The organism is Pinisolibacter sp. DMC100, assembly GCF_056313705.1.
Map to the genome: position 1 here is coordinate 99,837 of NZ_JBQUZT010000003.1, position 26,994 is coordinate 126,830.

The window sequence follows — 26,994 nt, forward strand, 5'->3', positions numbered from 1 at the left end:
CCCGGCGACGGCCCGGACGCCCGACGCGGCGCGGCCCGATCGCACCCCACGCGAAAGACTGATCCCATGAAGACCATCCGGACCCTCGCGTTCGCTTCCAGCCTCGCTCTCCTCCTCTCGGCCGGTGCGGCGCTCGCCCACGGCTACAAGGTCGGCAACCTCGAGATCGACCATCCCTGGAGCCGCGCCACGCCGAAGGCGGCGCCGGTCGGCGGCGGCTATCTCACGGTCAAGAACACCGGCACCACCGACGATCGTCTGGTGGCGGTGAAGTCGGACGTCGCCAAGACGGTCGAGATCCACGAAATGTCGATGGACGGCGGCGTGATGAAGATGCGTGCCCTCGACAAGGGCATCGAGATCCCCGCCGGCAAGACCGTCGAGCTGAAGCCGGGCGGCTTCCACGTGATGTTCATCGGCCTCGGCGGGCCGATCGAAGTGGGCAAGGCCTTCAAGGGCACGCTGGTGTTCGAGAAGGCCGGCTCGGTCGACGTCGACTTCGACGTCGAGGCGCAGAAGCCGATGGACCATTCCGGCGGCGGCATGAACCACACCGGCCACTGATCGGCGGCGCGACGCGACGCAAGAGGGCGGCCCTCGGGGCCGCCCTCGTTCTTTGCCGGAAGCGTCCGTGCCGCCTCAGTCGCGGGGGCGGGTGAGGATCGGCAGATAGATGGCGAAGAAGCCGCCGAAGGCGACGATCCAGCCGAGCGCCGCCACGTGCAGCAGCGCGAATTCGGCCCAGCCGAAGCCGGCGGCGACGCGGGCGAGCGCCGCGACGGTGCAGGCGACGTAGAGGGCCGCGATCGGCCGCGTCGCGTGGAGCGGCAGGCCGGCGTGGCCGAGGCTGGCGCGGCTCATCACCGCCAGCGTGGTGAGTCCGATGGCGCCGACCGTCCAGGCGTGGAGCGCTGCGGTCGGGGCGAGGTTCGCCCCGGCGATGCTCGCCGCGAGAGCGAGGCAGCCGAGGCCGACGAAGACGCGGGCGACGTGGAGCACCACCAGCAGCGCCTCGCCGGTCGTCCGCCAGCCGGCCCAGCGGGCGAGACGGGCGAGATCGACGACGCCGGCGATCGCAAGCGCGACAGCCGTCACCCGGTGTTCGGGCAGCACCACCCAGATCGCCAGCGCGATGCCGACGACGATGCTCGCCACCTGATCGAAGCGGGCGAAGGGCGTCGGCATGCGGCCGGGGCCGCGCGGCCTGAGCCAGTTGGCGGTGAAGCTCGGGACGATGCGGCCGCCGATCACCACCACCAGCATCAGGATCGCGGCGATGGCGATGCGGATCGCGAGCGGCGCGGTGCCGCGCATCGCCAGTTCGACGTGGAAGACGGCATTCGACACGGCGAGCAGGCCGACGAGGCCAACGACCTTGAGATTGCGCCAGTTGCGCCCGACGACCACCTCGCGAGCGGCGACGAAGGTCAGGCCGAGGGGGAAGAGCAGGTCGAGGATCGCCGTCGCCACCGCGCCGAGTGGCGCCGAGGCGAAGATCGCGACACGGCCGATCGCCCACAGCACGACGAGGACGAGCAGCGGCCGGCCGACCACCGGCAGACGCCCCGTCCAGTTGGGGATGGCGGTCAGCAGGAAGCCGGCGATCGCCGCGCCGGCATAGCCCCACAGCATCTCGTGGGCGTGCCAGTCGATCGGCGCGAGCCGGCTCGGCAGGGTGATCATGCCTTCCCACAGCGGCAGCCACAGCGCCACCGCCAGCGCCGCCCACAGGCCGGCCGCCAGGAAGAACGGGCGAAACCCGCCGGTGAGCCAGGTGGGGCCGCGATGGGCGCGGTATCCTTCCGCGGTGCGGGCCATGAGATTTCTCCGTCCAAAGTTCAACTTCGCCACCTCGTGCCACGCCGGCGGCTTCGGCCTCTTGATCCATGGCAAGGCATGGGTCTTTGATGGCACCGAAGGTCGGGCCGGTCGCCCGGCCGCCCGCCTGCCCAGAGGGTCATGATGTCCGAAGTTGTTACCGCCGTCGTTCCGATCGGCGTCGTCACCGTATCCGATCGCGCGACGCGCGGCATCTACGAAGATCTGTCGGGTCCGGCGATCGAGGCCTATCTCGAGGAAGTGCTGGCGACACCCTTCCGCATCGAGAAGCGGCTGGTGGAAGACGAGCGCCCGGCGATCGAGGCGGCGCTGATCGATCTGTGCGACGTCGCCGGCTGCTCGCTGGTGGTGACGACCGGCGGTACCGGGCCGTCGCCGCGCGACGTGACGCCCGAGGCGCTCTTCGCCGTCAGCGACCGGATGATGCCGGGCTTCGGCGAGGCGATGCGGGCGAAGAGCCTGACCATCGTGCCGACGGCGATCCTGTCGCGCCAGGAGGCGGGCCTGCGCGGTTCGTCGCTGATCATCAACCTGCCGGGCAAACCCTCGTCGATCCGCGACTGCCTCGACGCGGTGATGCCGGCGGTGCCCTACTGCATCGACCTCGCCGGCGGCTATCGGCTCGAAACCAAGCCGGAGCGCATGGTCGCCTTCCGGCCCAAGGGCAAGTGACATGAACGACGATCCGATTCTGGCGGCGCTGGTCTACCCGGCCGGCGAGGGGACCATGCTCGCCGACATGGCGGAGATCGCCGCCGCCGCGGGCCTCGCCGTCGCCGGCATGATCCAGCACGACGAGCGCCGCCCCAATCGGCGGCGCTGCGACATGTCGCTGGTCGACCTCGCCACCGGGCGGCGGTTCCACCTGTCGCAGGATCGCGGCGCCGACGCGCGCGGCTGCCGGCTCGACCACGGCGCGCTGGAGGAGGCCGCCGGTCTGGCGCTCGCCGCGCTCGACACCGAGCGACTGCCCGATCTCCTGGTCCTCTCCAAGTTCGGCAAGCGCGAGATCGAGGGCCACGGCTTCCGTCAGGTGGTCGAGAAGGCGGTCGAACTGGGCGTGCCGCTGCTGGTCGGCGTCACCGCCGAGAACGTCGGCGGCTTCCGCGACTTCGGCGGCGGCTACGAGGCGGTGTTCGAGGACCGCGCCGAGGCGGAGGCGCTGATCGCCTCGCTCGCCGCGCGGCGTCGCACGGCGGCCTGAAGATCGAGATTGTAGTCCGAAAGTACCGCAATTCGACGTTGCTTCGCGCGTCGAACGGGCTCACCATGCCTGCCGTCCGCGACGGGAGGGCAGCGTCATGGCGAAAAACATCCTGATCTTCTCCGACGGTACCGGTCAGGCGGGCGGGCTGCTGCCCGACGAGGAACGCTCCAACGTCTACAAGCTCTTCGCCGCGACGCGCAGCGATCAGCAGAACGGCATCTCGCCGAAGGATCAGGTCGCCTTCTACGACCCCGGTCTCGGCTCACCGGCCGACGGAGCGGAGCTCAAGGTCGGCATCTTCCGCAAGATCTACAACGTGCTCGCCGGAGCGACCGGCCTCGGCATCACCCGCAACATCGAGGACTGCTACTGCGCGATCCTGCGCCTGTGGCGGCCGGGTGACCGGATCTGGCTGATCGGCTTCAGCCGCGGCGCCTATACGGTCCGGGCGGTCGCCGGCGTGCTCGGCCTCGTCGGTATCCCGACCGAGATGCCGGACGGCACGCCGCTGCGCCGCGACGACACCAGTCTGCGGGCGATCGCCGCGGACGCGGTGGCGGTCTACAAATACGGCAACATCAGGCGGCGTAAGCCGGGCGTCGACGTCGCGGCGATCGACGCGGAGCGCAAGCGGCGGGCGGAGGCCTTCCGGGACGACTACGAGGCGGCGCCGGGAAGCCCCCATTTCATCGGCGTCTTCGATACGGTCGCCTCGATCGGGCTCTCGACCCGGGCGGTCCGGGCGGCGATCCCGATCGGCGGCGCCCTCGCCGTGCTGTTCGCTCTCGCGGGTTGGCTGGTCCGCTGGATCTGCGGCGGGCCGGCGACGGCGCCGATCGTCGGCAGGGTACTCCAGGGGGCACTGTTCGGCGCAGCGGGCCTCGCGACGGCGGTGGTGCTCTTCGCCCTCGTCCTCTGGTTCAACCAGAAGGCCGGGCGGGCGGGTTTCCTGTCGGGGATGCAGCTCGCCTTCAAGGACCGGGTGCTGGGCTCGGGCGTCGGCCATGCCCGCCATGCGATCTCGATCGACGAGAACCGCTTCGACTTCCAGCTGGTGCCCTGGGAGGAGTTCACCGACGACGATCTCGCCGAAGCCGAGGGCAAGCCGGCGCGGTTGAAGCAGGTGTGGTTCGCCGGGGTCCATTCCGACGTCGGCGGCTCCTATCCCGACAACGAGGCGGGACTCTCCGACACGGCGCTGCGCTGGATGCTCGACGAGATGGCGCGGCTGCCCGGCGCGCCGATCGTCAACGCCGCGCGGCTGACGATCTTCCCCGATCACGCCGGGCCGCAGCACGACGAGCGCAAGTCGGCGCGCGACGATCTCGTCGGCGCGATCCCGCTCGGTCTCGGCCGGCTGATCCCGGCCAAGCTGCAGATGGGCATGACCTGGGCGAAGATGGAGCGCAACTGCGTGCTGCTGTCGGCGGCGGGGCCGGTCGCGGCGGTGCTGCACCCGTCCGTCCTCGCCCGATTCGACGAGGCGGTGGTGCCGGTCTACTGGCGCGACTATCCCTATCTGCCGCCGCCGCTCGCCCATCATCCCGACGTCGCGAGCCACTATCCGGCCGAATGGCAGGCGCCCGAGGCGACGCGCACGGCGACGCGGCCTTCGCCGATCGCGCGGCTGGTCGACACGGCGAAGCGGATCTTCAGCTGACGACGAGCGGTCCCATCCGTTCGAGGCCGGAGGCGTCGACCGCCGCCGCCATGTCGGCGACGCGGCGGCCGGCGATCGTCTGCTCCGGCACGATCTCGGCCAGCGGCAGGAGCACGAAGGCGCGTTCGGCGAGGAACGGGTGCGGCAGGACCAGCCCCGGCTCGTCGACGGCGCGTCCGTCGACGTCGAGCACGTCGAGGTCGAGCGTGCGCGGGCCCCATTTCTCGGTACGGACACGGCCGAGCGCGGTCTCGGTCGAAAGGCAGAGCTCGAGCAGGGCGCGCGGCTCGAGGGCCGTCTCGACCCGGATGCAGGCGTTGAGGAAGGCCGGCTGATCGGTCCGCCCCCAGGGTGGCGTCTTCCAGATCGACGAGGCGGCGAGAAGGCGGCAACCGCCGGCCTCGAGCGCCGCGAGGGCGGCGCGGAAGGTCGCGGTGACGTCGCCGAGATTGCCGCCGAGGCCGATCAGCGCGTCAGGCATCGCGCTTGCGCTCGATCTCGATGGCGACGCCCTCGAGGATGGTCGGGATCGGTGCCGCCGGCTTCTCCACCCGCACGGTGACGGTGTGGATCTGATGCCAGGTCTCGAGGATCTTGCCGGCGATCACTTCCGCCAGCGCCTCGATCAGCGAGAAGCGCCGTTCGGTCGCGGTGTCGACGACGATCTTGGCGAGGCGGTCGTAGGAGACCGTCTTCTTCCAGTCGTCGGTGGTCGAGGCCGGGCGCAGGTCGAGCCCGCAGTCGAGCGAGACGTAGAAGCGCTGGCCGAGCCGTTCCTCCTCGGCGTGGAGGCCGTGATAGGCGTAGACGGCGATGCGGGTCAGGACGATGCGATCGCTCATGGGCGGCTCCGGATGACGGCGTCGGCGACGCGGGCGGCGTCGACATGGGGTTTCACGTCGTGGACGCGCAGGATCGCCGCGCCGAGCCACGCGCCCACGACATTGGTGGCGATCGTGCCGTGGAGCCGTTCGGGCGGGGGCACGTCGAGGATGCGGCCGACGATACGCTTGCGCGAGGTGCCGAGCAGGATCGGCCGACCGAGCACCTTCAGCTCGTCGAGCCGGGCGAGGGCCGCGAGGTCCTGTTCGGCCGACTTGCCGAAGCCGATGCCGGGATCGATCACCACGTCGTCCTCGGCGATGCCGGCGGAAAGCGCGATGTCGATCGAGCGGCGGAAGAAGTCGAGCTGATCGGCGACGACGTCGACACGACTCTCGGAGATGTCGCGATCGTGCATGACGATCACCGGGGCGCGGTGGTCGGCCGCGACGCGGGCGATGTCGGGGTCGTACTGCAGGCCGCGCACGTCGTTGAGGATCGTCGCGCCGGCGCGGAAGGCGGCCTCGGCCGTCTTCGCCTTGAACGTGTCGATCGAGATCGGCACCGGGCAGTCGGGGGCGAGGCACTCCAGGATCGGCACCACGCGGGCGATCTCGTCCTCGGCCGAGACGGGCGTGTGGCCGGGACGGGTCGATTCGCCGCCGAGATCGAGGATGTCGGCACCTTCCGCGATCATCGCGTGGGCATGGGCGAGGGCGGCGTCGCGCTCGTGCCAGAGCCCGCCGTCGGAGAAACTGTCGGGCGTGGCGTTGAGGATGCCCATCACCAGCGTGCGCCGGCCGAGGGCGGGCAGGAGTTCGGCGAGGCGACCCATGGCGGTTCCCGGACTGTCGAAGGCTCCACCTCTAGCGCCACCGGCGGCGCGAGGCGAGGCGAAATCGGCCGACGCGGTCGGTCCATCCGTTCAGTCGACGCGGGTGATCGTCGCGCCGACGGCTTCCGCCAGCGCCCGCGGCGCGACGGAGAAGACCGCGAAGGGCGTGCCGGCGGCGGCCCAGACGGTGTCGAAGGCGAGGAGGTCCTCGTCCATCACCGTCGCGAGCGGCGTCGCGTGGCCGAAGGGCGGGATGCCGCCGATGGCATAGCCGGTGACGTCGCGCACCTCGCGGGCGTCCATGCGGACGACGCGTTCGCCGATCCGTGCCTCGGCCGCCTTCTCGTTCACCCGGTTGGCGCCGGAGACGAGGAAGAGCCACGGCTTGCCCGAGGTCTTGCCGCGGAAGACCAACGACTTGACGATCTGGGCGACGGCGCAGCCGCAGGCGGCGGCGGCCTCCTCGGCGGTGCGGGTCGAATCCGGCATCTCGCGCACGGCGATCGCCAGCCCGAGGGTGCGGGCGGCGGCGGCGACGCGGGCGGCACTGTCGGGAAGCGCGGTCTCGGTCATCACGGCGTCTCTCAGGGCAGGAGTTTCGCGCGCGAGATCTCGACGACACCGGAACCGGCGTCGGCGAAGCCGCGCTCGATCCGGGTGGTGCGCCAGGCACCGGGGCCGCCGTCGATCTCGAACAGGTTCCAGCCGGCGCCGCGGCGGCCGGGACCGGGCGTGCGCGAGGCCGAGGGCACGCCGACCAGCGGGACCTGTCGTTCGGGACCCGCGAGCCATTCCAGCGTGCCGCGATGGGTGTGGCCGTGCAGGATCAGCTCGGCGCCGTGGCGCTGGATCACCTCGCGCATGCGCTCGGTGCCGATCAGGCGGCCGGCCCAGTGGATCGGCTTCTTCGCCGGCGGGTGATGGATCAGCACCACCCGATAGAGGCCCTCGTGGGCGGTGTGGTCGAGCAGTTCGGCCAGCCGCAGCGCCTGACCGGCGTCGAAACGGCCGGTGGCCATGAAGGGCGGCGTCGCCTCGGCCGACGACACGCCGATCACCGCGACGGGGCCGCGGCGGCGCAGGAAGGGCCAGCGGTGATGATCGCCGGCGTCGTGGTCGCCCTTCATGAAGGCGCCCCAGGCCTCCGAGGTGCGCTTCAGCGCGCCCGGGACATAGGCGTCGTGGTTGCCCGGCACGGCGGAGACGTCGCGGCCGGCGCCCAGCGAGGCGAGCCAGCGGCGGGCCGGTTCGAGCTCGGCGTCCAGCGCGATGTTGACGATGTCGCCGGTGACGGCGACGTGGTCGGGGGCCTGGGCGCGCAGGTCGGCGACGAGGGCGTCGAGAACCGCCGGGCGCATGCCGCCGCGGCCGCGGTTCAGCCGCCAGTTGATCCAGCCGAGCACGCGCTTGCCGATCAGCTCGCGCGGGCGAACGTCGGGCATCGGGCCGAGGTGAGGGTCGGAGACATGGGCGAGCCGAAACATCAGACCGAACTACCGCTCCCGCCGCGCAGCGTCCAGCCGGCCATGCGTCGGAACTGCTCCGAGGCAGGCACAAAAAAAGGGCAATGCGCGGCGCGCATCGCCCTTTCGAGATCGAGATCGGCGGCCCGGATCAGGCGCGGCCGAAGGTCAGCAGGATGGCCGACACGCGCGGGTCGGTCAGGTCCAGGGCCGGCTTCCACTGATAGGCGGCCTCGGGAGCCTTGCGGGCCTTGCGGCGGAACAGCGAGAACATCTTGGTACGTCCATTCTTTCGGGCGAGCGGGCCGACCAGGTTTGAGGCATGGTCGACGTTGACTTCGGTCCGTTGCGGATCGAAGCGGCAGCGCCTCGGGCAAATCGAATGCACGAGATATATGCAATTGCCGAAAAATGAGACAGAGGCCTGCCCGTCGATCACCCATGCATGCGGTGCATGACGGCGGAAAATGGCCGTGTTTTCACGATAAGCAGTCCCCACGAAGGGAAAACAGGGTGAAGAATGCGTGACTGGCCCATGATCGGCGCCGCGGCGAAGCGGTTGGCCATTCTCAAGGCGCGGTTTTCGGCGCGCACGACGCTGGGCGTTCGCGCGCTCGTCACCGATCCGTCCGGTCGCGTCCTGCTCGTCCGGCACGGCTACGTGCCGGGTTGGTATTTCCCCGGGGGTGGCGTCGAGGCGCACGAATCGGCGGCGGAGGCCGCGGTGCGCGAGGTCTTCGAGGAGACCGCGATCCGCATCGCCGGCCGGCCGCGTCTGATCTCGTTGCATGTCAACCCCCGCGTGTCGGGACGGGATCACGTCGCCTTCTTCCATTGCGACACCGACGAGGTGCAGGCCTTCGCCCGCCCCGGCGAGATCGCCGAGGTCGGTTTCTTCGCACCCGGCCTGCTGCCCGAGGGCATCACCGGCGCGACGGCACGGCGGATCGCCGAATTCGTCGAGGGTCGCCCGCCGGCGCGCGAGTGGTGATGCCCGGTTTTGCCGCTTGCCTCTTGCATGGGCGGGCGCGGTCGTGTAACCGCCTTCGAACCCCGCGACCGGGGTGACGAGAGAGTATCGATGCAGCCGACGGCCGTTTCCCTGCGACGACGAACCGAACGACGTGGCTCCGCCCACGCCGTTGTCGCGCCGTGCCGCGCCTCGTCGCCCGCGTTCCCCTGAGGACGCGCGGCCGGAAGGGCGCCGGCGGTGGCGCGACGGATCGACACGACGACCCGGAAAACGCCCCCGATGCCCCATTCCAATCCTGAAATTCGGCCCCAGACGGCCGCCGACCTTCCCGCGATCGAAGCCCTGCACGACCATGCCTTCGGGCCGGGTCGTTTCGTGCGCACCGCTTCGCGTCTGCGCGAGGGCGTGGCGGCCGATCCCGACCTGTCGCTGGTGGCGCTGGTCGGCGGCCGGCTCGCCGGCTCGGTCACCATGACGCCGATCACCATCGGCACCGACGCCGCCTTCCTGCTCGGGCCGCTGGCGGTCGATCCCGACTTCGAGAACCGTGGCATCGGCGGCCGGCTCGTCCGGGCGACGCTGGAACGGGCGCGCGCCGCCGGTCATCGGCTGGTGCTGTTGGTCGGCGATCCGCCCTATTACGGCCGTTTCGGCTTCCACCACGTGGCGCCCGACAAGGTGCGCCTGCCCGGTCCGGTCGATCCGCGCCGGGTGCTGGTCGCCGGTCTCGTCGAGGGCGCCTTCGAGGCGGTCTGCGGCGACGTCAGTCGCGCGGGTTCCTGACGCCGCGGCCACCCTCGCGCCACCAGGCGGCGGCGAAGAGGGCGAAGAGAAGGGCGGCAGCGGCGAGACCCGAGGCGAGCCGCGTCGTCTCCGCCCCCGTCGTGACGACCGCCCGCGAGGCGAGGAGATCGAGCGTGTCGCGGCCCGCCGCGCCACCGATGCTCTCGCGCAGCGCGACGCCGGGGACGACCGGTTCGCTCGCCCCGGAAGGCAACAGACGACGCACGCTGCCGCCGGTCGCCGCGGCGATCGGCGCGAGCTTCGCCTCGGTCGAGCGCATGGCGGTGAACTCGAGCGGATCGGCGGGGCCGACGTGGACGAGGGCGGCGAGCGTGCCGTCCGACGCGCGCCAAAGGCCCGGAACGTCGGCCGGCAGGCTCGCCCGCCACAGGCCGGGCGCCTCGGACGCGAGTGTGGCGACGTGTTCCTTGCCGGTCGGGTCGACGAGGCGGACCGGGGCGACGGCATCGCCCAGCGTCCGGCGTTCGACGGCGATGGTGCGGCCGTCGGAGCCGGCGCGCAGCGTCTCCTCCTCGAGGTCGGGTTCCTGCATCAGCCAATGGGCCAGCCGGCGCAGCAGTGCGCCGTGCGGGCCGCCGCCGTCGAAGCCGCGCGCCCAGAGCCAGACCTGATCGGACGCGATGAGGCCGACGCGGCCCTTGCCGCGCCGGGCGATCGACAGAAGCGGCAGGTTCTCGGGTCCGGTCAGCAGGGTCTGGGCATCGTCGGTGGGGCGCACCGCCGATGCGCGCAGCCAGCGGCCCCAGGAGGGATCGGCGCCGCCCTGCGGCAGGTCGCGCGTCACCGGATGGCGGGCGCCGACGGTGGAGAGGCGCGGGCGGAAGGCCTCTTCGACGGTGCGATCGAGCGGCGTCGCCGGCAGGATCTCGGCGAGCGGCGTGTCCATCAGCCCGTCGGGGTCGGCGAGATCGTTGCCGGCGGCGACCAGCACGGCGCCGCCGTTCTTCACCCGCTCGACGATGTTGCGAAAATAGGCCCAGGTCAGAAGTCCTCGGCGGCGATAGCGGTCGAAGACGACGAGATCGAATTCGCCGAGCTTCTCCTGGAACAGCTCGCGGGTCGGGAAGGCGATCAGCGCCAGTTCGTTGACCGGCACGAAGTCCTGCTTCTCGGGCTGGCGCAGGATGGTGAAGTGGACGAGGTCGACCGAGGCGTCGGACTTCATCAGGTTGCGCCAGGCGCGTTCGCCGGGATGCGGCTCGCCGGAGATCAACAGCACCCGCAGGTTCTCGCGCACGCCGCGCAGCGACACGACGGCGCGGTCGTCGAGCGGCGTGACGTCGCCGGCGAGCGGCTCGACCGCCGCCTCGAACAGGATCTCGCCGGCATGCGGCACGTCGACGTCGAAATGGAACGGCTGGCCGGGTACGACGCGGGCGCGGGCGATCTCGGTCCCGTCGCGGCCGAGCGTCACCGTGACCGGCGGGCGCGGGCCGGTCGTGCCCTCGTCGTCGACGCGGAACGACAGGCGCTGCGTCTTGCCGACGAGGCCGAAACGCGGGGCGGAGAGGACGACGAGGCGGCGGTCGATCTCGTCGGCGCGGCCGGTGATCAGCGCATGGACGGGGGCGCGGAAGCCCAGCGCCGCGGCCGTCGGCGGCACGTCGTGAACCTCGCCGTCGGTGATCGCGACGACGCCGGCGACGCGTTCGGGCGGCACGTCGGCGAGCGTCCGCGACAGCGCCTCGAACAGGCGGGTGCCCTCGCCGGGGGTCTCGCGATCGTCGAAGATCGCCTCGCGGACCTCCAGATTGCGGACGGCCTTCAGCTTCTCGATGAGCGCGACGCGGGCGGCCTCGGTCGTCGCCTCGCGGCCGGGCAGGCGCTGGCTGGCGGAGCGATCGGTCAGCACGACGGCGACGCCGGGCAGCGTCTCGCGCGCCTCGCGGCGGATCTCGGGGCCGGAGAGCGCCGCGACCAGCAGGGCGAGGGCGACGGCGCGCAGCACCGCGCCGCGGCGGCGAAGCGCGAGGCCGAGACCGGCGATCGCGACCGCGGCGAGGCCTATCGCCAAGACGATCCAGGGATCGACGAAGGGGGCGAAGCCGAGGCTCCAGCTCATCGGGTCCTGTCCTCGCTCATCGGCCGAGCCTCTCGAGCAGGGCGGGGACATGGACCTGATCGGCCTTGTAGTTGCCGGTCAGCACATACATCACGAGGTTGACGCCGGTGCGGAGCGCCATTTCACGGCCGCGGCGATCGGACGTCGCCATCGGCAGCAGCGGCGATCCGTCGTCGCCCTGCGCCCAGGCGCCGGCGAGGTCGTTGCCGGTGACGAGGATCGGCGAGACGCCGTCGCTGGTGCGGACCGCGCGGCCTTCCGGGGTGCTCGCCTCGTCGCGGCTCGTCGCTTCGACCCAGACGCGGCCGTCGAAGCGGCCGGGGAAGCCTTGCATCAGGTAGAAGGTGCGGCCGAGGACGTGGTCAGGGGGGACCGGCTCGAGCTCGGGCAGGTCGAGGCCGGCGAGCATGCGCCTGAGCGCCGCACCGGCGGGGGTGGTGCGGCCGGCACCGAGCGCATCGGCCTCGTCGGCGTCGCGGGTGTCGAAGACGACGGTGCCGCCGCCGCGCATGAAGGCATCGACGCGGGCGAGGGTCGAGGGCGCGATCGCCGCGGCACTCGGCGTCACCGGCCAGTAGATCAGCGCCAGCACCGAGAGATCGTCATGGGCGGGATCGACGGCGACGGGTTCCGCCGGCTCGAAGGAGGTGCGGTCGGCGAGCGTGCGCGACAGCGCCTCGAGGCCGCGCCGGGTGATGTCGTCGATCGAAGCATCGCCGGTCGCGACCCAGGCGAGGCGGGGGGCGAGTGCGGCGTCGCGGGTGGTCTCGGGCACCGGCGGGCCTTCGGCACGCGCTGGGCCGGGCGCGAGCGCGACGAGGCCGGCGACGGCGAGGGCGACGAGGGCGGTCGTCGGCGCCCGGCGGGGGAGGCGCAGGCCGAGCGCGGGGACGAGAACGACGAGGCCGTCGATCAGGGCGAGGGCGATCGCGGCGAGGAGCAGCCCCGGGGCGAGCGGCGTCGCCACCGCACCGCCGCGGGCGACGATCGTCGGGGACAGAGCATCGAGCCTTGGGGCGAGGGGGGCGAGTGTCGCGCCGTTCGGCAGGGTCTGGAGTGCGGCGAGCCGATCGTCGCGGCCCCACAGGCCCGGCGGATGGCGGCGGTCGGGGGCGAGCGTGGCGATCGCCGCGACGTCGACCGGGCGGGCTTCGGCTCCGGGGGCGCCGAGGCGGCCGAAGCCGTCGAGCAGGCGCCAGGGCGGCAGCGTCGTCGGCCGGGCGGCGTCGGTGCGCGCCTCGGCGCCGGGTTCGCGGGGGAGCCCTGCGAGGGCGACGATGCGGGCGAGCATCTCGGGGAAGACGCCGGAAAGCGGCAGGTCCGACCAGGCGGTGTCGGCGCCGACGTGGAACAGCACGACGCGGCCGCGACCGCGGGTGGCTGCGGTGACCAGCGGCGTGCCGTCGTCGAGGCTCGCCCAGGTGCGGGCGGCGAGATCGGGGCCGGGTTCGGCGAGGATCTGGCGGGTGACGCGGACGTCCTTCGGCGCCGTGAGATCGACGAAGGGGCCGGTCTCGGCGAAGGGGCCGAGGCCGCGCGGGCTCGACCACGACAGCGCCCCGCCGAGCGCGCGCTCCGAGCGGCGCAGCGCCACCGGCACCAGCGGATCGTCGGGCGCGAGGCCTGAGAGCTTCGGCCCGGCGAAGCGCAGCAGCACGCCGCCGCCCTCGACCCAGCCGAGGAGGGCATTCGCGGTCTCGGGCGGCAGGGTGCCGACGTCGGCGAGGGTGATGACCGAGACGCCGGCGGCGATCAGCTCGCGGATCGCCGCGTCGGTCTCCGCCGCGCGGGGCTTGCGGACGTCGGCGAAGGAGGCGAGGGCCGCCTGGAGATAGTGGGTGGGCGCGAGCAGCGGCTGGTCGCGCTCGAAACCGGCCCCCGAGACGAGGCCGACGGCGCGGCGGCGCCAGCGGTCGTCGACGAGGCGGACGCCGCCGGCGGAGCGGCGGTCGAGGATCTCGACGCGGGCGACGTCGTTGGCGAGGTCGAGCGGCAGGTCGAGCTTCAGTTCGGTTCGGGGCTCGCCCGCCGCGAAGGCATAGTCGGCTTCGGCGAGGCTGCGGCCGCGACGGTCGAAGGCGGCGAAGCGGCCTTGATCGGCGGGGCCGGCATCGATGCGCAGGAGGCCGACGCGGAGGCCGTCGGCGCCGTTCTCGAGTTTCTCGACGGCGACGGTGTCGACCCGGTCGGGCAGCGACAGGGTGACCGGTGCGCCCTTGGCGATGCGGGCGAGATCGGCGGCGAAGCGCCTGGTCGCGTCGTCGGCGGAAAGGTCGCTGCCATGGGCGATCCAGACCACGGAGCCGGGCGGCGTGGTCTCGGCCGATTTCGCCAGCGCTTCGATCAGGCCGGCGCGGTCCTCGGCCCAGGGGCGGGGGGCGAGCACGGCGAGGTCGCGACGGACGTCGGAGACGGAGCGCGGGGCGAAGACGTGGTCGGCACCCGAGGCGGTGGCGGCGAGGACGACCGACCGGCCGCGGGCCTCGGCCGCGTCGAGGCGGTTCGTCACCTCGGCGAGGGTCTCCTCCCAACGCGGTGCCGACGGCCAGCCGTCGTCGAGGACGAGCCACAGCGGGCCGTCGCGGCCGTCGTCCTTCGGGCCGGGGCCGAGGAAGGGGTGGGCGAGCGCGAGCGCCAGCAGGCCGACGACGCCGATGCGCAGCGCGACCAGCCACCACGGGGTATGGGCCGGCGTCTCCTCGCGGTCGACGAGGTCGCGCATCAGCGCGGTCGGCGGGAAGTCGACGGTCTTCGGCCGCGGCGGCGTCAGGCGCAGCAGCCACAGCAGCGCCGGTAGGGCGAGGAGCGCCAGCAGTGCCGCCGGGGCGGCGAAGCCGAGCGAGAGGAGCGCGCTCATCGCCCGTCCTCCGCGGCGTGTCGGGCGCGGGCGGCGAAGCCGTGGCGGGCGCCGCCGAGGCTCGCGTGGAGGGCGAGCAGCGCCTCGGTCGCCGGCCGGTCGGTCGTATGCGTCACCAGGCTCCAGCGGTGGCGGCGGGCCATGGCGGCGAGCGCCTCGCCGTGGGCGGTCCAGCGATCGGCCCAGCCGCGGGCGAGCGCCTCGGCGCGGCGGCCCTCGAAACGCTCGCCGGTCTCGGGATCGCGGAAGTCGACGCGGCCGGACCACGGCAGCGACGCCTCGGCCGGGTCGACGATGCGCAGGGCGTGGAGGCGGGCGCCCTCGGCGGTCCAGCGGCCGAGGCGGGCCTCGATCGCGTCCGGCGCGTCGAGGAAATCGCCGATCGCCACCACCTCGGCGCGCGGGCCGACGGGGGCGGCGGCATCGAAGAGGCCGTCGGGGGCGCGGGCGAGCGCCTCGGCGAGGCGTTCGGCGGATTGCCGGTCGGCGCGCGGCGGCAGCAGGCCGGGGATGCCGACCCGTTCGCCGGAGCGGCCGAGGAGATCGGCGAGCGCCAGGGCGAGCACCAGCGCGCGGTCGAGCTTGCCGACGGGGGAGAGATGCGAGCGCCAGTCCATCGAGCCGGAGAGATCGACGGCGACGAAGACGGTCTGCGCCGCCTCCCATTCGCGTTCGCGCACGTGGAGATCGTCGCCGCGGGCCGAGCGGCGCCAGTCGATCGCCTGGGTGCTCTCGCCGGACTGCCAGGGGCGGAACTGCCAGAAGGTCTCGCCCGATCCGGCGCGGCGGCGGCCGTGCCAGCCGGCCGAGACGGTGGCGGCGACGCGGCTCGCCTCGACCAGCAGGTCGGGCAGGGCGTCGGCCAACCGGCGACCGGCGATCAGTGGAGCATGGGTGTAGCGGTCCCCTTCGGCGCGCGTCGCCGGCCGCGCGGGCGGTCGGACGAAGGCGCGGGCGAAGGGGGGGAGGGACAAGGGATCTCTCCCGGTCAGCCGAGGCGGGCGGCGAGGCGGGCGACGACGTCGCGCACCGTCGCGCCCTCGGCACGCGCCGCGAAGGTCAGCGCCATGCGGTGCTGCAGGACCGGCTCGGCGAGCGCGACGACGTCGCCGACGTCGGGAGCGAGGCGACCGGCGAGCAGCGCGCGGGCGCGCACCGTCAGCATCAGGGCCTGACCGGCGCGCGGGCCGGGGCCCCAGGCGACGGCGCCGGCGGGATCGCCGCGCTCGGCACCGCCCTCCGGCGGGCGGGCGGAGCGGACGAGGGCGAGGATCGCCTCGACCACCGTCTCGCCGACCGGCATCAGGCGGACGAGGGCCTGGAGATCGACCAACTCCTCGACCGTCAGCACCGGCTCGGCGGTGGCCTGACGGGTGCCGGTGGTCTCGACCAGGATCTTGCGCTCGGTGGCGAGATCGGGCCAGTCGACGTCGATCTGCATCAGGAAACGGTCGAGCTGGGCCTCGGGCAGCGGATAGGTGCCCTCCTGCTCCAGCGGGTTCTGGGTGGCGAGCACATGGAACGGCTGCGGCAGGTCGCGGCGCTGGCCGGCGATGGTGACGTGGGCCTCCTGCATCGCCTGGAGCAGCGCCGACTGGGTGCGGGGGCTGGCGCGGTTGATCTCGTCGGCCATCAGCAGGCGGGTGAAGACCGGGCCTTCGACGAAGCGGAAGGCGCGGGTGCCGTCGGCGGCCTGATCGAGCACTTCCGAGCCGAGGATGTCGGAGGGCATCAGATCGGGCGTGAACTGGATGCGCCGGGTGTCGAGACCGAGTACGGTGCCCAGTGTCTCGACCAGCCGCGTCTTGGCGAGGCCGGGGACGCCGACGAGGAGGCCGTGGCCGCCCGACAGGATGGTCGCCAGCGTGCGGTCGACGACCGCCTCCTGACCGAAGACGACGCGACCGATCCCTTCGCGGACCCGTCCGAGACGTTCGATGGCGGCTTCGGCGCGGGCGACGATGGCTTGGGGGGACGCGAGCTCGGTGGTGGACGTCATGAAGGGTCTCGGAGTTGGCGTGCGGGCCGGACGGCTTTTCCGACGCTGCGGAGTTTGACAGGATCGGCGGCGGAAGGCACCCACGAAAACCGGACCCGACGGGTCCGACCCTGCGACGGGGAGATGGCGAGACCATGGTCGAGAACAAGGGTGGCACGACGACGGGCGGCACGGCGGGCGGCGGCATCGCCGGCCTCGCGGCGCGTTTCGGAACGGACGGGGCGACGCGCGGACCGGCACCGGTCGAGCGCTGGAATCCGCCGTTCTGCGGCGACATCGACATGCGCATCGCCGCCGACGGGACGTGGTTCTACTGCGGCACGCCGATCGGCCGCGAGGCGATGGTGCGGCTCTTCGCCTCCGTGCTGCGGCGCGACGAGGACGGGCGGACCTATCTCGTCACGCCGGTGGAAAAATGCGGCATCACCGTCGAGGACGTGCCCTTCCTCGCCGTCGATCTCGCCACCGAGACGCGCGACGGCAAGACCGTGCTGGCCCTGCGCACCAACGTCGGCGACGTCGTCGTGGTCGATCGCGAGCACCCGCTGCGCTTCGTCGTCGATCCGGCGAATCAGGGGCTGAAGCCCTATGTGCTGGTGCGCGGCCGGCTCGAGGCGCGGCTGACCCGAGCGGTGCTCCACGAACTCGTCGAGCTCGGCGAGGAGGCCGCGGTCGAGGGCGTGGCCTGGTTCGGCGTGCGCTCGGCCGGGGTCTTCTTCCCCATGGCGCCGGCCGCCGATCTCGAGAGGCTCGCATGAGCGGTGAGGACTTCACGGCGGACGGGTTCGCGGCGCGGATCGCGGCGCATCTCGTCGACGACGCGGGCCTCCTGCCGGCGGTCGCGCCCTTCGGCGACACCACGCTCAATCCCGGGCTCGCGCCGCCGGCCCGCCTGCGCGACGCCGCCGTGCTGGTGCCGATCGTCACCCATCCGGGCGAGGCCGGCGTCATCCTGACGCAGCGCACCGAGCATCTGGCGAGTCATGCCGGGCAGATCGCCTTTCCCGGCGGCAAGATCGATCGCGACGACGCCGGTCCGATCGAGACGGCGCTGCGCGAGGCGGAGGAGGAGGTCGGCCTCGACCGCGCCGACGTCGTGCCGCTCGGCTGTTTTCCGCCCTATGCCTCGAATTCCGGCTACCGCATCGTGCCGGTGATCGGGTTGGTCCGGCCGGGTCTGCGCCTCTTCCCCAACCCCGGCGAGGTGGCGGACGTCTTCGAGGTGCCGCTCGGCTTCCTGATGAGCGGGGCCAACCACCGGGTCGGCAACCGGGTATGGCAGGGGCGGCGGCGTTATTTCTATGAAATGCCCTTCGGGGATCGCTATATCTGGGGTGTGACCGCCGGGATCATCCGCCAGATCTACGAGCGGACCTGGGGTCGCGGTGCGCCGCCGGCGCCGGGTATGCCGGCCTCGGGCGAGGCGACGCCGGACTGACGAGGGCATCCCATGATCCGCCTGCTGGCGATCCAGATCGGTCTCTTCCTCCTGCCCTTCCTGGCCTGGGGGCTCGTGCATGCGCTGCGGTCGCGGGAGGGACGCGTCTTCGACGGCGCGCCGCTGTTCAAGCTGACGCTGGCGGGGCTGGCGCTCACGATTGCCGCCTTCTTCGTGCTGGTCGCCTTCGAGGGGGGCGAGGCGGACGGCACCTATGTGCCCGATCGCTTCGAGAACGGCCATCTGGTGCCCGGAGGCATCCGTCGGGGGGCGCCATGAGACGGGCCGCGACGGCGACGAAGATCGAGGCCGACTGGCTGCGCGATCCGCGTCTCCATCGTCTCTTCGCCGCGATCGCGCGCGACGGCGACACCGCCTGGGTGGTCGGCGGCGCGGTGCGCAATGCGCTGATGGGCGTTCCGGTCGTCGACGTCGACGTCGCGACCGACGCGATGCCCGAGGTGGTGGTGGCACGGGCGAAGGCGGCCGGGCTGAAGCCGGTGCCGACCGGCATCGAGCACGGCACGGTGACCGTGGTCGTCGAGGGCCATCCCTTCGAGGTGACGACGCTCAGGCAGGACGTCGAGACCCACGGGCGGCATGCCACCGTCGCCTTCGGGCGCGACTGGTCGGTCGATGCCCATCGCCGCGACTTCACGATGAACGCGCTCTACGTCTCGCTCGACGGGGTGGTCCACGACTTCGTCGGCGGCATCGCCGACTGTCACGCCCGGCGGGTGCGCTTCATCGGCGCGGCCGGGCAGCGGATCGCCGAGGACACTCTGCGCATCCTGCGCTTCTTCCGCTTCCATGCCGCCTACGGGGTCGGGCCGCTCGACGCCGAAGGGCTCGCGGCCTCGATCGCGGCGCGCGACGGGCTCGCCGGTCTCTCGGCGGAGCGGATCGGGCAGGAGACGACGAAGCTCGTGCCCGCCGTCGGGGCACCGGCGACGCTGGCGACGATGAGCGACGCGGGGATCGCCCAACGGGTCTTCGGCCGCGCCGTCGATCTCGGCGGCTTCGCCCGTGTCCATGCGCTCGCGGGCCTTTCCGGCGGGCCACAGCGGACGGCGGCGGATGCGGCGCTGTTCCTCGCGGCGCTCGCAGCCTGGACCGAGGGCGACGCCGTGGCGCTCGCCGAACGGCTGCGGCTCTCCAACGCGGCGCGCGACCGGATGGTCGCCGCGGTCGTCGGCGGACGGGCGGTCGTGCCGGGTGCGGGGGCGGCGGGCATCGACCGTCTGCTCCATCGCCGCGGCCGGCAGGGCACGTGCGACGCGATCGTCCTCGCCCATGCGCGGGCCCGGATCGACGCGGGTGAGGCTCGCGCGCGGCTCGCGGAAGCCGTGGAAAGGCCGGTGCCGGTGCTGCCGATTTCGGGGCGCGACCTTTTGGCATCGGGGGCGAAGGGCGGGCCGGCGATCGGCCGCGTGCTGGCGGAAATCGCCGACTTCTGGGAGGCCGAGGACTTCCGGTCCGACCGCGCCGCACTTCTCGAACGGGCAAATCGGCATTTGCTACGCATTTTACCGAAGCCATAAAACCCGCCTGAAGACCCCGTCCGCATGATGGCACCATCGCAACATCTCGATGGTGCAACCGGGCCATGGTCGATCTCGCCGAGGCATCCCATTTCGATACTCCAGGCACTTCCGCAACGGAAGGTTGGGATCGTATCGAATCGCTCGTGCAACTGCGCTGGGCGAACGATCGGCGCACGCTGGATGCGGGTCGCATCGGCCGGGCCATGATCTGGTTCGCCACCTGGTGGGGCCTCGTTCCCGTGGTCGAAGCGACGGCGATGCGTGCGGCGTCGGTCTGGGCGGTGATCGCCCATGTCGGGCTGGTGCTCCCCTGGGCACTGTTCGTCGCCATGCGGGTCGGCGAACTGTCGCGGCGCGAGCGCTCGGACGTGGTCGCCGCCGGGGTGATGCTGATGGCGGTCCTGGTGACGCTGCTCGTCGATCACAACGAGACGAACGGCGACCATCGGCTGTTCGAGGCCGTCGCGGTCCTGCCGCTCGTCCATCTCGGCCTCTTCGTGCGACCGCGTCCGATGGTGGCGGCGGTGACGGCGACGCTCGGGCTCGCCGCCTATTGGCTGGCGGCACTCGGCTGCGCGCAGCGCGACGTCGGCGACATCGGTGTGGCGACCATCCTGACCTGCGTCGTGCTCGTCGCCTTCGTGGCCGGCATCGCTCATCAGACCGAACTCGACCGCAGCCACCGTGCGCGTATCCGAGCCGAACTCGCGGCCCATCGCCTGACCCATCGCGCCGACGAACTCCGGGTGCTGAGCGAGGTCGACCCGCTGACCGGACTGGCCAATCGGCGTTCGATCGGCATGCGTCTGCCGGCGCTCGCCGAGCGATCGCAGTCGGAGGCCGAGACGGTCGCGGTGATGATGATCGACGTCGACTGCTTCAAGCAGTTCAACGACCTCTACGGCCATCAGGCCGGCGATCACTGTCTCGCCGCGGTGGCGCGGGTGGTGGGCGTCCAGGTCCGTCGCCGCGACGATCTGGTCGGCCGGTTCGGCGGCGAGGAGTTCCTCGCGGTTCTGCCGGGGGCCGATCTCGTCGCCGCCCAGCGGGTCGGCGAACGCATCCGCCAGGCGATCGAACGGCTCGCCATCCCCCATGGCGAGGGCACGCCCGGCGGGGTCGTCACCGTGTCGATCGGCTGCGCCGCCGGCGTGGTCGACGCGTCGCTGCCCTTCGCCGACATTCTCGGCGAGGCCGATGCCGAGCTCTATGCCGCCAAGCGCGCCGGGCGCAACCGCGTCTCGCCACCGGTGGCGACGTCGCCCGACGACATCCTCGATCGATCGCTCGTCCTCGACGCGCGTCGGGTGGCGTGAGGCCTCACGGCCACTTGGCGAGCGGCGGCAGCGACGACAGGATCGAGGCGACGTTGCCGCCGGTCTTCAGGCCGAAGACCGTGCCGCGGTCCCACAACAGGTTGAACTCGACGTAGCGCCCGCGCCTGACCAGCTGTTCCTCGCGATCGGCGTCGGTCCAGGCGGCCGTGCCGTTTCTCCGCACGATCTCGGGATAGACCTCGAGGAAGCGGGTGCCGACGTCGCGGGTGAAGGCGAAGTCGGCCTCGAAGTCGCCGGTGTCCAGCCGGTCGTAGAAGATCCCGCCGATGCCGCGCGGCTCGTTGCGATGGGGCAGGAAGAAATACTCGTCGCACCATTTCGAGAAGCGGGCGTGGTCGGCGACCGTGTGGGGGTCGCAGGCGGCCTTCATCGCGGCGTGGAAACGGACGGAATCGGGATCGTCGAGGGTCCGCCGGCGATCGAGCACCGGCGTCAGGTCGGCACCGCCGCCGAACCAGCGCCGCGTCGTCACCACGTGGCGGGTGTTCATGTGGACGGTCGGCACCTGCGGGTTCCAGGGATGGGCGATCAGCGAGATGCCCGAGGCCCAGAAGTGCGGATCCTCCTCGGCGCCGGGGATTTCCTTACGGAACTCCGGCGCGAAGGTGCCGTGGACGGCCGAGACGTGGACACCGACCTTCTCGAAGACGCGGCCGTGCATCAGTGCCATCACGCCGCCGCCGCCGGGTGTGCCGGTGTGGTCGGTGCGCTCCCACGGCGTGCGGACGAAACGGCCGGGGGCGGCGTCGACGTTCGGCGTGGCGATCTCGTCCTCCAGTGCCTCGAAGGCGGCGGTGATGCGATCGCGCAGGGCTTCGAACCAGCGGGTGGTCGCGGCCTTCTTCGTCTCGAGATCGACGGGGAGCGGCGAAGCGGGCGGGGGCGTCGGGGCCAAACGGGTCATCCTCGTGCGGGGTCGGAGCGTCGACGTATCTGGCGCAGGGCCTCGCCGAGGACCAGTGCCGCGGCAATGGCGACGTTGAGCGAGCGCATGCCCGGTCGCATCGGCACGATCAGGCGGGCGTCGGCGGTCTCGTGCACGGCATCGGGAACGCCGGCCGATTCGCGCCCCACCATGATCACGTCGTCGGGCCGGAAGGCGAAGTCGCGATAGTCGGTGTCGCCCTTCGTCGTCAGCAGCACGAGGCGGCGACCGGCGGCACGGCGGGCGGCGTCGAAGGCGGACCAGTCGTCGTGGCGCGTCAGCATCGCCTCGTCGAGATAGTCGAGGCCGGCGCGGCGCAGGTTGCGGTCGGTCACGGCGAAGCCGGCCGGCTCGATCAGATCGACCGCCACGCCGAGGCAGGCGCCGGCACGCAGCAGCGTTCCGGTGTTCTGCGGGATGTCGGGCTGGTAGAGGGCCAGCCGGAGGTCGGACAATGCCTCGTCGGACGGGGCGGAAATCATGGCTCGTTTCATCGTCGATAAGTGTTGTTGCTTAGGTGGGCGTTTCGGTCGCGGAGGGCGGGAGCAAGCCGTTCACCCAATGAGACATTTCAAATGAAACAATTCCAAGGTCTGAGGCCGGAAACGCCCGGCGACGCTGGACATTGCGTTTGACCGGTGTCAAAACGGCGGCCGATCGGAGACTGGGGGCGCAGGCTCTCGGTGTCCTTCTTTCGCGTGAATTCTCCTCACGTGTCAGGTCGTCGGCAAGTCGAAGGACGCAGGTCCTCCGAGCGACGGCGGCGGGCATGGCGGGGACGTTCGATCCGACGACACGAATCGCGAGGATCCGACCTTGGCTACCTTGGACACCGCAGAACCGTCGCGCCGCGACTTCCTCTACATCGCCACGGGCGCCGTCGGCGCCGTGGGCGTCGCCTCCGTCGCCTGGCCGTTCATCGACCAGATGAACCCCGACGCCTCGGCGCTGGCGCTGGCTTCGACCGAAGTCGACATCTCCGCCGTCGCGCCGGGCCAGATCATCACCGTCAAGTGGCGCGGCAAGCCGGTCTTCGTGCGCAACCGCACGCCGGAAGAGCTGAAGAAGCTCGCCGCGATGGACACGAAGGCGCTCAAGGACCCGCAGTCCGACGCCGACCGCGTCAAGAAGGGTCACGAGAACATCCTCGTGGTCGTCGGCGTCTGCACCCATCTCGGCTGCGTTCCGACCGGTCACGCCGGCGAGTACGACGGCTGGTTCTGCCCGTGCCACGGCTCGGTCTACGACGCTTCCGGCCGCATCCATGCCGGCCCGGCGCCGCTGAACCTGCCGGTTCCGCCCTACGAGTTCCTGTCCGACAAGGTCGTGAAGATCGGCTGACGCCGTCGAGGGAGAGCAAGACATGAGCGGTCATTCGACCTATTCGCCTTCGAACGGCTTCACGCGTTGGCTCGACGCCCGCCTGCCGATCGTTCGTCTCGGCTACGACAGCTTCGTCGCCTATCCGACGCCGCGCAACCTGAACTACTGGTGGGCGTTCGGCGCGATCCTCTCGATGATGCTCGCCGTGCAGCTGATCACCGGCATCGTCCTGGTGATGCACTACACCCCCCACATCAGCCTCGCCTTCAACTCCGTCGAGCACATCATGCGCGACGTGAACTGGGGCTGGCTGATGCGCTACATGCACGCCAACGGCGCGTCGATGTTCTTCATCGCCGTCTACGTCCACATCCTGCGCGGTCTCTACTACGGCTCCTACAAGGCGCCGCGTGAGATCCTGTGGATCCTCGGCGTGGTGATCTATCTCCTGATGATGGCGACCGCCTTCATGGGCTACGTGCTGCCGTGGGGCCAGATGTCCTTCTGGGGCGCCACCGTCATCACCAACCTGTTCTCGGCCGTTCCTCTGGTCGGCGAGCCGATCGTGACCTGGCTGTGGGGCGGCTTCTCGGTCGACAACCCGACGCTCAACCGCTTCTTCTCGCTGCACTATCTCCTGCCGTTCGTGATCGTCGGCGTGGTGATCCTGCACGTGTGGGCGCTGCATGTCGTCGGCCAGAACAACCCGACCGGCGTGGAACTCAAGACCGAGCAGGACAGCGTGCCCTTCACGCCCTACGCGACCGTCAAGGACGCGTTCGCGATGTCGGTGTTCCTGATCCTGTTCTCGTGGTTCCTGTTCTACAGCCCGAACTACATGGGTCACCCGGACAACTACATCCCGGCCAATCCGATGGTCACCCCGGCGCACATCGTTCCGGAATGGTACTTCCTGCCGTTCTACGCGATCCTGCGTTCGATCCCGGACAAGCTCGGCGGCGTCATCGCCATGTTCGGTGCCATCGCGGTGATGTTCGTGATGCCGTGGCTCGACCGTTCGCCGGTCAAGTCGGCGACCTATCGCCCGCTGTTCAAGCAGTTCTTCTGGATCTTCGTCGCCTGCGGCATCGGTCTCGGCTATCTCGGCTCGCAGCCGGCCGAGGGCGGTTACGTCATCGCGTCGCGCATCCTGACCGCTTGGTACTTCCTCCACTGCCTGGTGATCGTGCCGGTGCTCAGCTTCATCGAGAAGCCGCGTCCGCTGCCGGAATCGGTCACCGCCGCCGTTCTCGCCAAGAACGCGCACTGAAACGGTAGAGATCGGGAGACATAGACATGAACACGATCCTCTCCGCTTCCAAGGTCGTCCGGGCGCTCGGCGCTGCCGCGCTCCTGGCCGGCATCGCCTTCGCCGCCCCGGCGTCGGCGGCCGAGACCGCTGCGCACGGCCCGGTGGTGAACACCTATTCCTGGTCGTTCGCCGGCCCCTTCGGCCGCTTCGACCGGGGCCAGCTGCAGCGCGGCTACAAGGTCTACAAGGAAGTCTGCGCCAACTGCCATTCGATGAACCTGGTCGCCTTCCGCAACCTCGCGGACGAAGGCGGTCCCGGCTTCACCTTCGACCAGGCCAAGGCGCTCGCCGCCGAGATCAAGGTCAAGGACGGCCCGAACGACAAGGGTGCCATGTTCGATCGCGCCGGCCGCGCCTCGGACAAGTTCCCGGCGCCGTTCCCGAACGACGAGGCGGCGCGCGACAGCTTCGGTGGCGCCCTGCCGCCGGATCTCTCGCTGATCGCCAAGGCGCGTGCCGCCCATCGCGGCACCGGCTTCCTGACCGATCCCTTCACGCTCTATGCGGAAGCCGGTCCGGACTACGTCGTCAGCCTGCTCACCGGCTACGTCGACGCGCCCCACGGCATCACCTGCGACGGTGCGCTGCAGTACAACCAGTCGTTCATCGGCGGCAACTGCATCGCCATGCCGGCCCCGCTGACGGACGACATCGTCGCCTACACCGACGGCACCAAGGGCACCGTCGAGCAGTATGCCAAGGACGTCGCGGCCTTCCTGATGTGGACCGCCGAGCCCAAGCTCGAGGCCCGCAAGTCGACCGGCCTCAAGGCGATCATGTTCCTCGTGGTCTTCGCGGGTCTTCTCTACCTGTCGAAGCGCAAGGTGTGGTCGAACGTCGCCCACTGAGGCGCCGTCCGAGGCACGACATCGCAAGAAGGGCTCCCGGGCGACCGGGGGCCCTTTTTCGTCGTCGGCGGATATCCGGGCATCGGGCCGTCCGGGCAGCGGCCATGCGGCGGGCGTTCTTGGCGTCGTCGCGGTCGGCTCCTAACCTGCCGCCCCATTCGCGAGAGGGAACCTGCGATGATTCTCGGCATCTTCTGCGGCTCCGCCGACGGCACGAAGCCCATCCACCGCCAGACGGCGCTCGACGTCGGTCGACGGCTCGCCGCGGAGGGGATCGGGATCGTCTACGGCGGCGGGCGGGTCGGCCTGATGGGGGCGGTCGCCGACGGTGCGCTGGCGGCGGGCGGCCGGGTGATCGGCGTCATCCCGCGCGCCCTGGTCGATCGCGAGCTCGCCCATCCGGGTCTCACCGAGATGCGGGTCGTCGAGACGATGCACGAGCGCAAGGCGGCGATGGCCGAGATCGCCGACGGGTTCGTCGCCCTGCCGGGCGGTGCCGGCACGCTCGACGAAATCTTCGAACAATGGACCTGGGCGCAGCTCGGCATCCACGCCAAACCCTGCGGCTTCCTCGACGTCGGCGGCTACTACCGTTCGCTCCGGACGATGATCGACACGATGGTCGCCGAGGGCTTCACCGGCGCGCGCCATGCCGAGATGCTGGTCTTCGCCGACGACATCGACACGCTCGTCGCGCGCTTCCGCGCCTACGCGCCGCCGTCGGCCAAGTGGGCGACCGCCGGCGAGACGGTGAAGCCGTGAGCGCGACGTCGCGGCCGGATTTCGGGGGTGATCCCGGATTGCATTGCGACGCGGAATGATGACACTCGGGCGCGACGACCAACGACGGGGACGACCATGACGGCATCGGTGATCGGGGTGATCGGCGGCTCGGGGCTCTATGACCTTCCGGGTCTGACCAACGCCGAATGGGTGAAGGTCGAAAGCCCCTGGGGTGAGCCGTCGGACGAGTTGCTGATCGGCGAGATCGCGGGCAAGAAACTGGTCTTCCTGCCGCGCCACGGCCGCGGCCACCGCGTGCCGCCCTCCGACATCGACTACCGCGCCAACATCGACGCGCTGAAGCGCGCCGGCGTCACCGACGTGATCTCGGTCTCGGCGGTGGGCAGCTATCGCGAGGACCTCGCGCCCGGCACCTTCGTGCTGGTCGACCAGTTCGTCGACCGCACCGTGCGCCGCGCCTCGTCCTTCTTCGGCAAGGGCTGCGTCGCCCATGTCGCCTTCGGTCATCCGACGAGCCCCGGTCTGATGGACCGGCTCGAGGCGGCGGCGAAGGCCGAAGGCATCGCCGCGGTGCGCGGCGGTACCTACGTCTGCATGGAGGGGCCGCAGTTCTCGACCCTCGCCGAGAGCCTCTGGTACAAGTCGGCCGGCTTCGACGTGATCGGCATGACCAACATGCCGGAGGCCAAGCTCGCCCGCGAGGCGGAGCTGCCCTATGCGACGGTCGCCATGGTCACCGACTTCGACTGCTGGCATCCCGATCACGACCACGTCGACGTCAAGTCGGTGATCGCGGTCGCCCATGCCAATGCCGACAAGGCCAAGCGCCTCGTCGCGCGCTTCGCGACCGATTTCCCGGCCGAGCATCCCGCCTGTCCGATCGGCTCGGACACGGCGCTCGACTTCGCCATCATGACGGCGCACGACGCCCGCGACCCGGCGGTTCTCGCCAAGCTCGACGCCGTCGCCGGGCGGGTGCTCTCCCGTCGTTCCTGAACTTCA

Annotated in this window: 29 protein-coding genes; 16 read left to right on the plus strand and 13 right to left on the minus strand. The window is 71.4% G+C overall.

Annotation, left to right across the window (positions count from 1 at the left end; all coding sequences use genetic code 11):
* Positions 1 to 66: 66 nt before the first annotated feature.
* A complete protein-coding gene (locus tag ACT541_RS13575; RefSeq protein ID WP_476137619.1) occupies positions 67 to 564 on the plus strand; it encodes a copper chaperone PCu(A)C in 498 nt (165 codons plus the stop codon).
* A gap of 75 nt (positions 565 to 639) precedes the next feature.
* Here ACT541_RS13575 and ACT541_RS13580 read toward each other — a convergent pair whose 3' ends face one another.
* Positions 640 to 1,818, minus strand: coding sequence for an NnrS family protein (locus ACT541_RS13580; protein WP_476137620.1), 1,179 nt, complete (start codon positions 1,816 to 1,818; stop codon positions 640 to 642).
* Positions 1,819 to 1,962: 144 nt separating this feature from the next.
* Between ACT541_RS13580 and mog the strand changes: the two genes are divergently transcribed.
* From mog to ACT541_RS13595, 3 genes are all read left to right on the plus strand, one after another.
* Positions 1,963 to 2,511 carry a molybdopterin adenylyltransferase gene (mog, locus tag ACT541_RS13585; protein ID WP_476137621.1) on the plus strand — a complete coding sequence of 183 codons (549 nt, stop codon included), beginning with the start codon at positions 1,963 to 1,965 and terminating at the stop codon, positions 2,509 to 2,511.
* Position 2,512: 1 nt separating this feature from the next.
* Positions 2,513 to 3,043 (plus strand): DUF2478 domain-containing protein, encoded by a 531-nt coding sequence (locus ACT541_RS13590; RefSeq protein WP_476137622.1) that lies wholly within the window; start codon positions 2,513 to 2,515, stop codon positions 3,041 to 3,043.
* A gap of 97 nt (positions 3,044 to 3,140) precedes the next feature.
* Complete coding sequence (locus tag ACT541_RS13595; protein WP_476137623.1) at positions 3,141 to 4,706, plus strand: phospholipase effector Tle1 domain-containing protein; 1,566 nt, start codon at positions 3,141 to 3,143, stop codon at positions 4,704 to 4,706.
* Here the strand turns inward: ACT541_RS13595 and folK are convergent.
* The 6 genes from folK to ACT541_RS13625 all read right to left on the minus strand — a co-directional run bounded on the left by folK (position 4,699) and on the right by ACT541_RS13625 (position 8,100).
* Complete coding sequence (gene folK / locus ACT541_RS13600; RefSeq protein ID WP_476137624.1) at positions 4,699 to 5,187, minus strand: 2-amino-4-hydroxy-6-hydroxymethyldihydropteridine diphosphokinase; 489 nt, start codon at positions 5,185 to 5,187, stop codon at positions 4,699 to 4,701. The two genes, ACT541_RS13595 and folK, sit on opposite strands and share 8 nt — an antisense overlap.
* Positions 5,180 to 5,548 (minus strand): dihydroneopterin aldolase, encoded by a 369-nt coding sequence (gene folB / locus ACT541_RS13605; RefSeq protein ID WP_476137625.1) that lies wholly within the window; start codon positions 5,546 to 5,548, stop codon positions 5,180 to 5,182. Before folB ends, folK begins: the two co-directional genes overlap by 8 nt.
* Entirely contained in the window at positions 5,545 to 6,363 is an 819-nt protein-coding gene (gene folP, locus ACT541_RS13610; protein WP_476137626.1) for a dihydropteroate synthase, read from the minus strand. Before folP ends, folB begins: the two co-directional genes overlap by 4 nt.
* Positions 6,364 to 6,453: 90 nt before the next feature.
* Entirely contained in the window at positions 6,454 to 6,936 is a 483-nt protein-coding gene (locus tag ACT541_RS13615) for a YbaK/EbsC family protein (RefSeq protein ID WP_476137627.1), read from the minus strand.
* Between the two features lie 11 nt (positions 6,937 to 6,947).
* Positions 6,948 to 7,847 carry a metallophosphoesterase family protein gene (locus ACT541_RS13620; RefSeq protein WP_476137628.1) on the minus strand — a complete coding sequence of 300 codons (900 nt, stop codon included), beginning with the start codon at positions 7,845 to 7,847 and terminating at the stop codon, positions 6,948 to 6,950.
* Positions 7,848 to 7,977: 130 nt separating this feature from the next.
* A complete protein-coding gene (locus tag ACT541_RS13625; RefSeq protein ID WP_476137629.1) occupies positions 7,978 to 8,100 on the minus strand; it encodes a hypothetical protein in 123 nt (40 codons plus the stop codon).
* Positions 8,101 to 8,346: 246 nt separating this feature from the next.
* On the opposite strand from ACT541_RS13625, the gene ACT541_RS13630 reads away from it, so the two are divergent.
* Positions 8,347 to 8,817: an NUDIX domain-containing protein gene (locus tag ACT541_RS13630; RefSeq protein ID WP_476137630.1), complete on the plus strand. Its 471-nt coding sequence runs from the start codon at positions 8,347 to 8,349 to the stop codon at positions 8,815 to 8,817.
* A 261-nt stretch (positions 8,818 to 9,078) separates the two neighbouring features.
* The gene (locus ACT541_RS13635) at positions 9,079 to 9,582 is read left to right on the plus strand and encodes a GNAT family N-acetyltransferase (protein WP_476137631.1); all 504 of its coding nucleotides are present in this window, start codon (positions 9,079 to 9,081) and stop codon (positions 9,580 to 9,582) included.
* Here ACT541_RS13635 and ACT541_RS13640 read toward each other — a convergent pair.
* From ACT541_RS13640 to ACT541_RS13655, 4 genes are read right to left on the minus strand one after another with little or no spacing between them, the layout of a single operon-like run.
* Positions 9,563 to 11,665, minus strand: a complete 2,103-nt coding sequence (locus tag ACT541_RS13640) for a hypothetical protein (RefSeq protein ID WP_476137632.1) — start codon at positions 11,663 to 11,665, stop codon at positions 9,563 to 9,565. The two genes, ACT541_RS13635 and ACT541_RS13640, sit on opposite strands and share 20 nt — an antisense overlap.
* 16 nt (positions 11,666 to 11,681) lie before the next feature.
* On the minus strand, positions 11,682 to 14,522 hold the full coding sequence (locus ACT541_RS13645; RefSeq protein WP_476137633.1) for a DUF4159 domain-containing protein: 2,841 nt from the start codon (positions 14,520 to 14,522) through the stop codon (positions 11,682 to 11,684).
* On the minus strand, positions 14,519 to 15,496 hold the full coding sequence (locus tag ACT541_RS13650; RefSeq protein WP_476137634.1) for a DUF58 domain-containing protein: 978 nt from the start codon (positions 15,494 to 15,496) through the stop codon (positions 14,519 to 14,521). Before ACT541_RS13650 ends, ACT541_RS13645 begins: the two co-directional genes overlap by 4 nt.
* A 14-nt stretch (positions 15,497 to 15,510) precedes the next feature.
* On the minus strand, positions 15,511 to 16,521 hold the full coding sequence (locus ACT541_RS13655; protein ID WP_476137635.1) for an AAA family ATPase: 1,011 nt from the start codon (positions 16,519 to 16,521) through the stop codon (positions 15,511 to 15,513).
* A gap of 134 nt (positions 16,522 to 16,655) precedes the next feature.
* Between ACT541_RS13655 and ACT541_RS13660 the strand changes: the two genes are divergently transcribed.
* From ACT541_RS13660 to ACT541_RS13680, 5 genes are all read left to right on the plus strand, one after another.
* On the plus strand, positions 16,656 to 17,279 hold the full coding sequence (locus tag ACT541_RS13660; protein WP_476137636.1) for a DUF1285 domain-containing protein: 624 nt from the start codon (positions 16,656 to 16,658) through the stop codon (positions 17,277 to 17,279).
* Positions 17,276 to 17,959 carry a CoA pyrophosphatase gene (locus ACT541_RS13665; protein WP_476137637.1) on the plus strand — a complete coding sequence of 228 codons (684 nt, stop codon included), beginning with the start codon at positions 17,276 to 17,278 and terminating at the stop codon, positions 17,957 to 17,959. Before ACT541_RS13660 ends, ACT541_RS13665 begins: the two co-directional genes overlap by 4 nt.
* A 12-nt stretch (positions 17,960 to 17,971) precedes the next feature.
* The gene (locus ACT541_RS13670) at positions 17,972 to 18,238 is read left to right on the plus strand and encodes a DUF6111 family protein (protein WP_476137638.1); all 267 of its coding nucleotides are present in this window, start codon (positions 17,972 to 17,974) and stop codon (positions 18,236 to 18,238) included.
* On the plus strand, positions 18,235 to 19,500 hold the full coding sequence (locus ACT541_RS13675) for a CCA tRNA nucleotidyltransferase (RefSeq protein WP_476137639.1): 1,266 nt from the start codon (positions 18,235 to 18,237) through the stop codon (positions 19,498 to 19,500). Before ACT541_RS13670 ends, ACT541_RS13675 begins: the two co-directional genes overlap by 4 nt.
* A gap of 146 nt (positions 19,501 to 19,646) precedes the next feature.
* Positions 19,647 to 20,819 carry a GGDEF domain-containing protein gene (locus ACT541_RS13680; protein WP_476137640.1) on the plus strand — a complete coding sequence of 391 codons (1,173 nt, stop codon included), beginning with the start codon at positions 19,647 to 19,649 and terminating at the stop codon, positions 20,817 to 20,819.
* Positions 20,820 to 20,823: 4 nt separating this feature from the next.
* On the opposite strand, the gene hemF is transcribed toward ACT541_RS13680, so the two are convergent.
* Together hemF and ACT541_RS13690 are read right to left on the minus strand one after the other, a co-directional pair.
* The gene (gene hemF / locus ACT541_RS13685) at positions 20,824 to 21,735 is read right to left on the minus strand and encodes an oxygen-dependent coproporphyrinogen oxidase (RefSeq protein ID WP_476137641.1); all 912 of its coding nucleotides are present in this window, start codon (positions 21,733 to 21,735) and stop codon (positions 20,824 to 20,826) included.
* Between the two features lie 5 nt (positions 21,736 to 21,740).
* Complete coding sequence (locus ACT541_RS13690; RefSeq protein ID WP_476137642.1) at positions 21,741 to 22,247, minus strand: tRNA (cytidine(34)-2'-O)-methyltransferase; 507 nt, start codon at positions 22,245 to 22,247, stop codon at positions 21,741 to 21,743.
* A 334-nt stretch (positions 22,248 to 22,581) separates the two neighbouring features.
* Here ACT541_RS13690 and petA point away from each other — a divergent pair, with 334 nt between their 5' ends.
* The 5 genes from petA (at position 22,582) to ACT541_RS13715 (ending at position 26,988) form a co-directional block, all read left to right on the plus strand.
* Positions 22,582 to 23,106: a ubiquinol-cytochrome c reductase iron-sulfur subunit gene (gene petA, locus ACT541_RS13695; RefSeq protein ID WP_476137643.1), complete on the plus strand. Its 525-nt coding sequence runs from the start codon at positions 22,582 to 22,584 to the stop codon at positions 23,104 to 23,106.
* Between the two features lie 22 nt (positions 23,107 to 23,128).
* Positions 23,129 to 24,358 (plus strand): cytochrome b, encoded by a 1,230-nt coding sequence (locus tag ACT541_RS13700; RefSeq protein ID WP_476137644.1) that lies wholly within the window; start codon positions 23,129 to 23,131, stop codon positions 24,356 to 24,358.
* 26 nt (positions 24,359 to 24,384) lie between these two features.
* Entirely contained in the window at positions 24,385 to 25,248 is an 864-nt protein-coding gene (locus tag ACT541_RS13705; protein ID WP_476137645.1) for a cytochrome c1, read from the plus strand.
* Positions 25,249 to 25,425: 177 nt separating this feature from the next.
* Positions 25,426 to 26,010, plus strand: a complete 585-nt coding sequence (locus tag ACT541_RS13710) for an LOG family protein (protein WP_476137646.1) — start codon at positions 25,426 to 25,428, stop codon at positions 26,008 to 26,010.
* Between the two features lie 96 nt (positions 26,011 to 26,106).
* Positions 26,107 to 26,988 (plus strand): S-methyl-5'-thioadenosine phosphorylase, encoded by an 882-nt coding sequence (locus tag ACT541_RS13715; RefSeq protein ID WP_476137647.1) that lies wholly within the window; start codon positions 26,107 to 26,109, stop codon positions 26,986 to 26,988.
* Positions 26,989 to 26,994 lie beyond the last annotated feature (6 nt).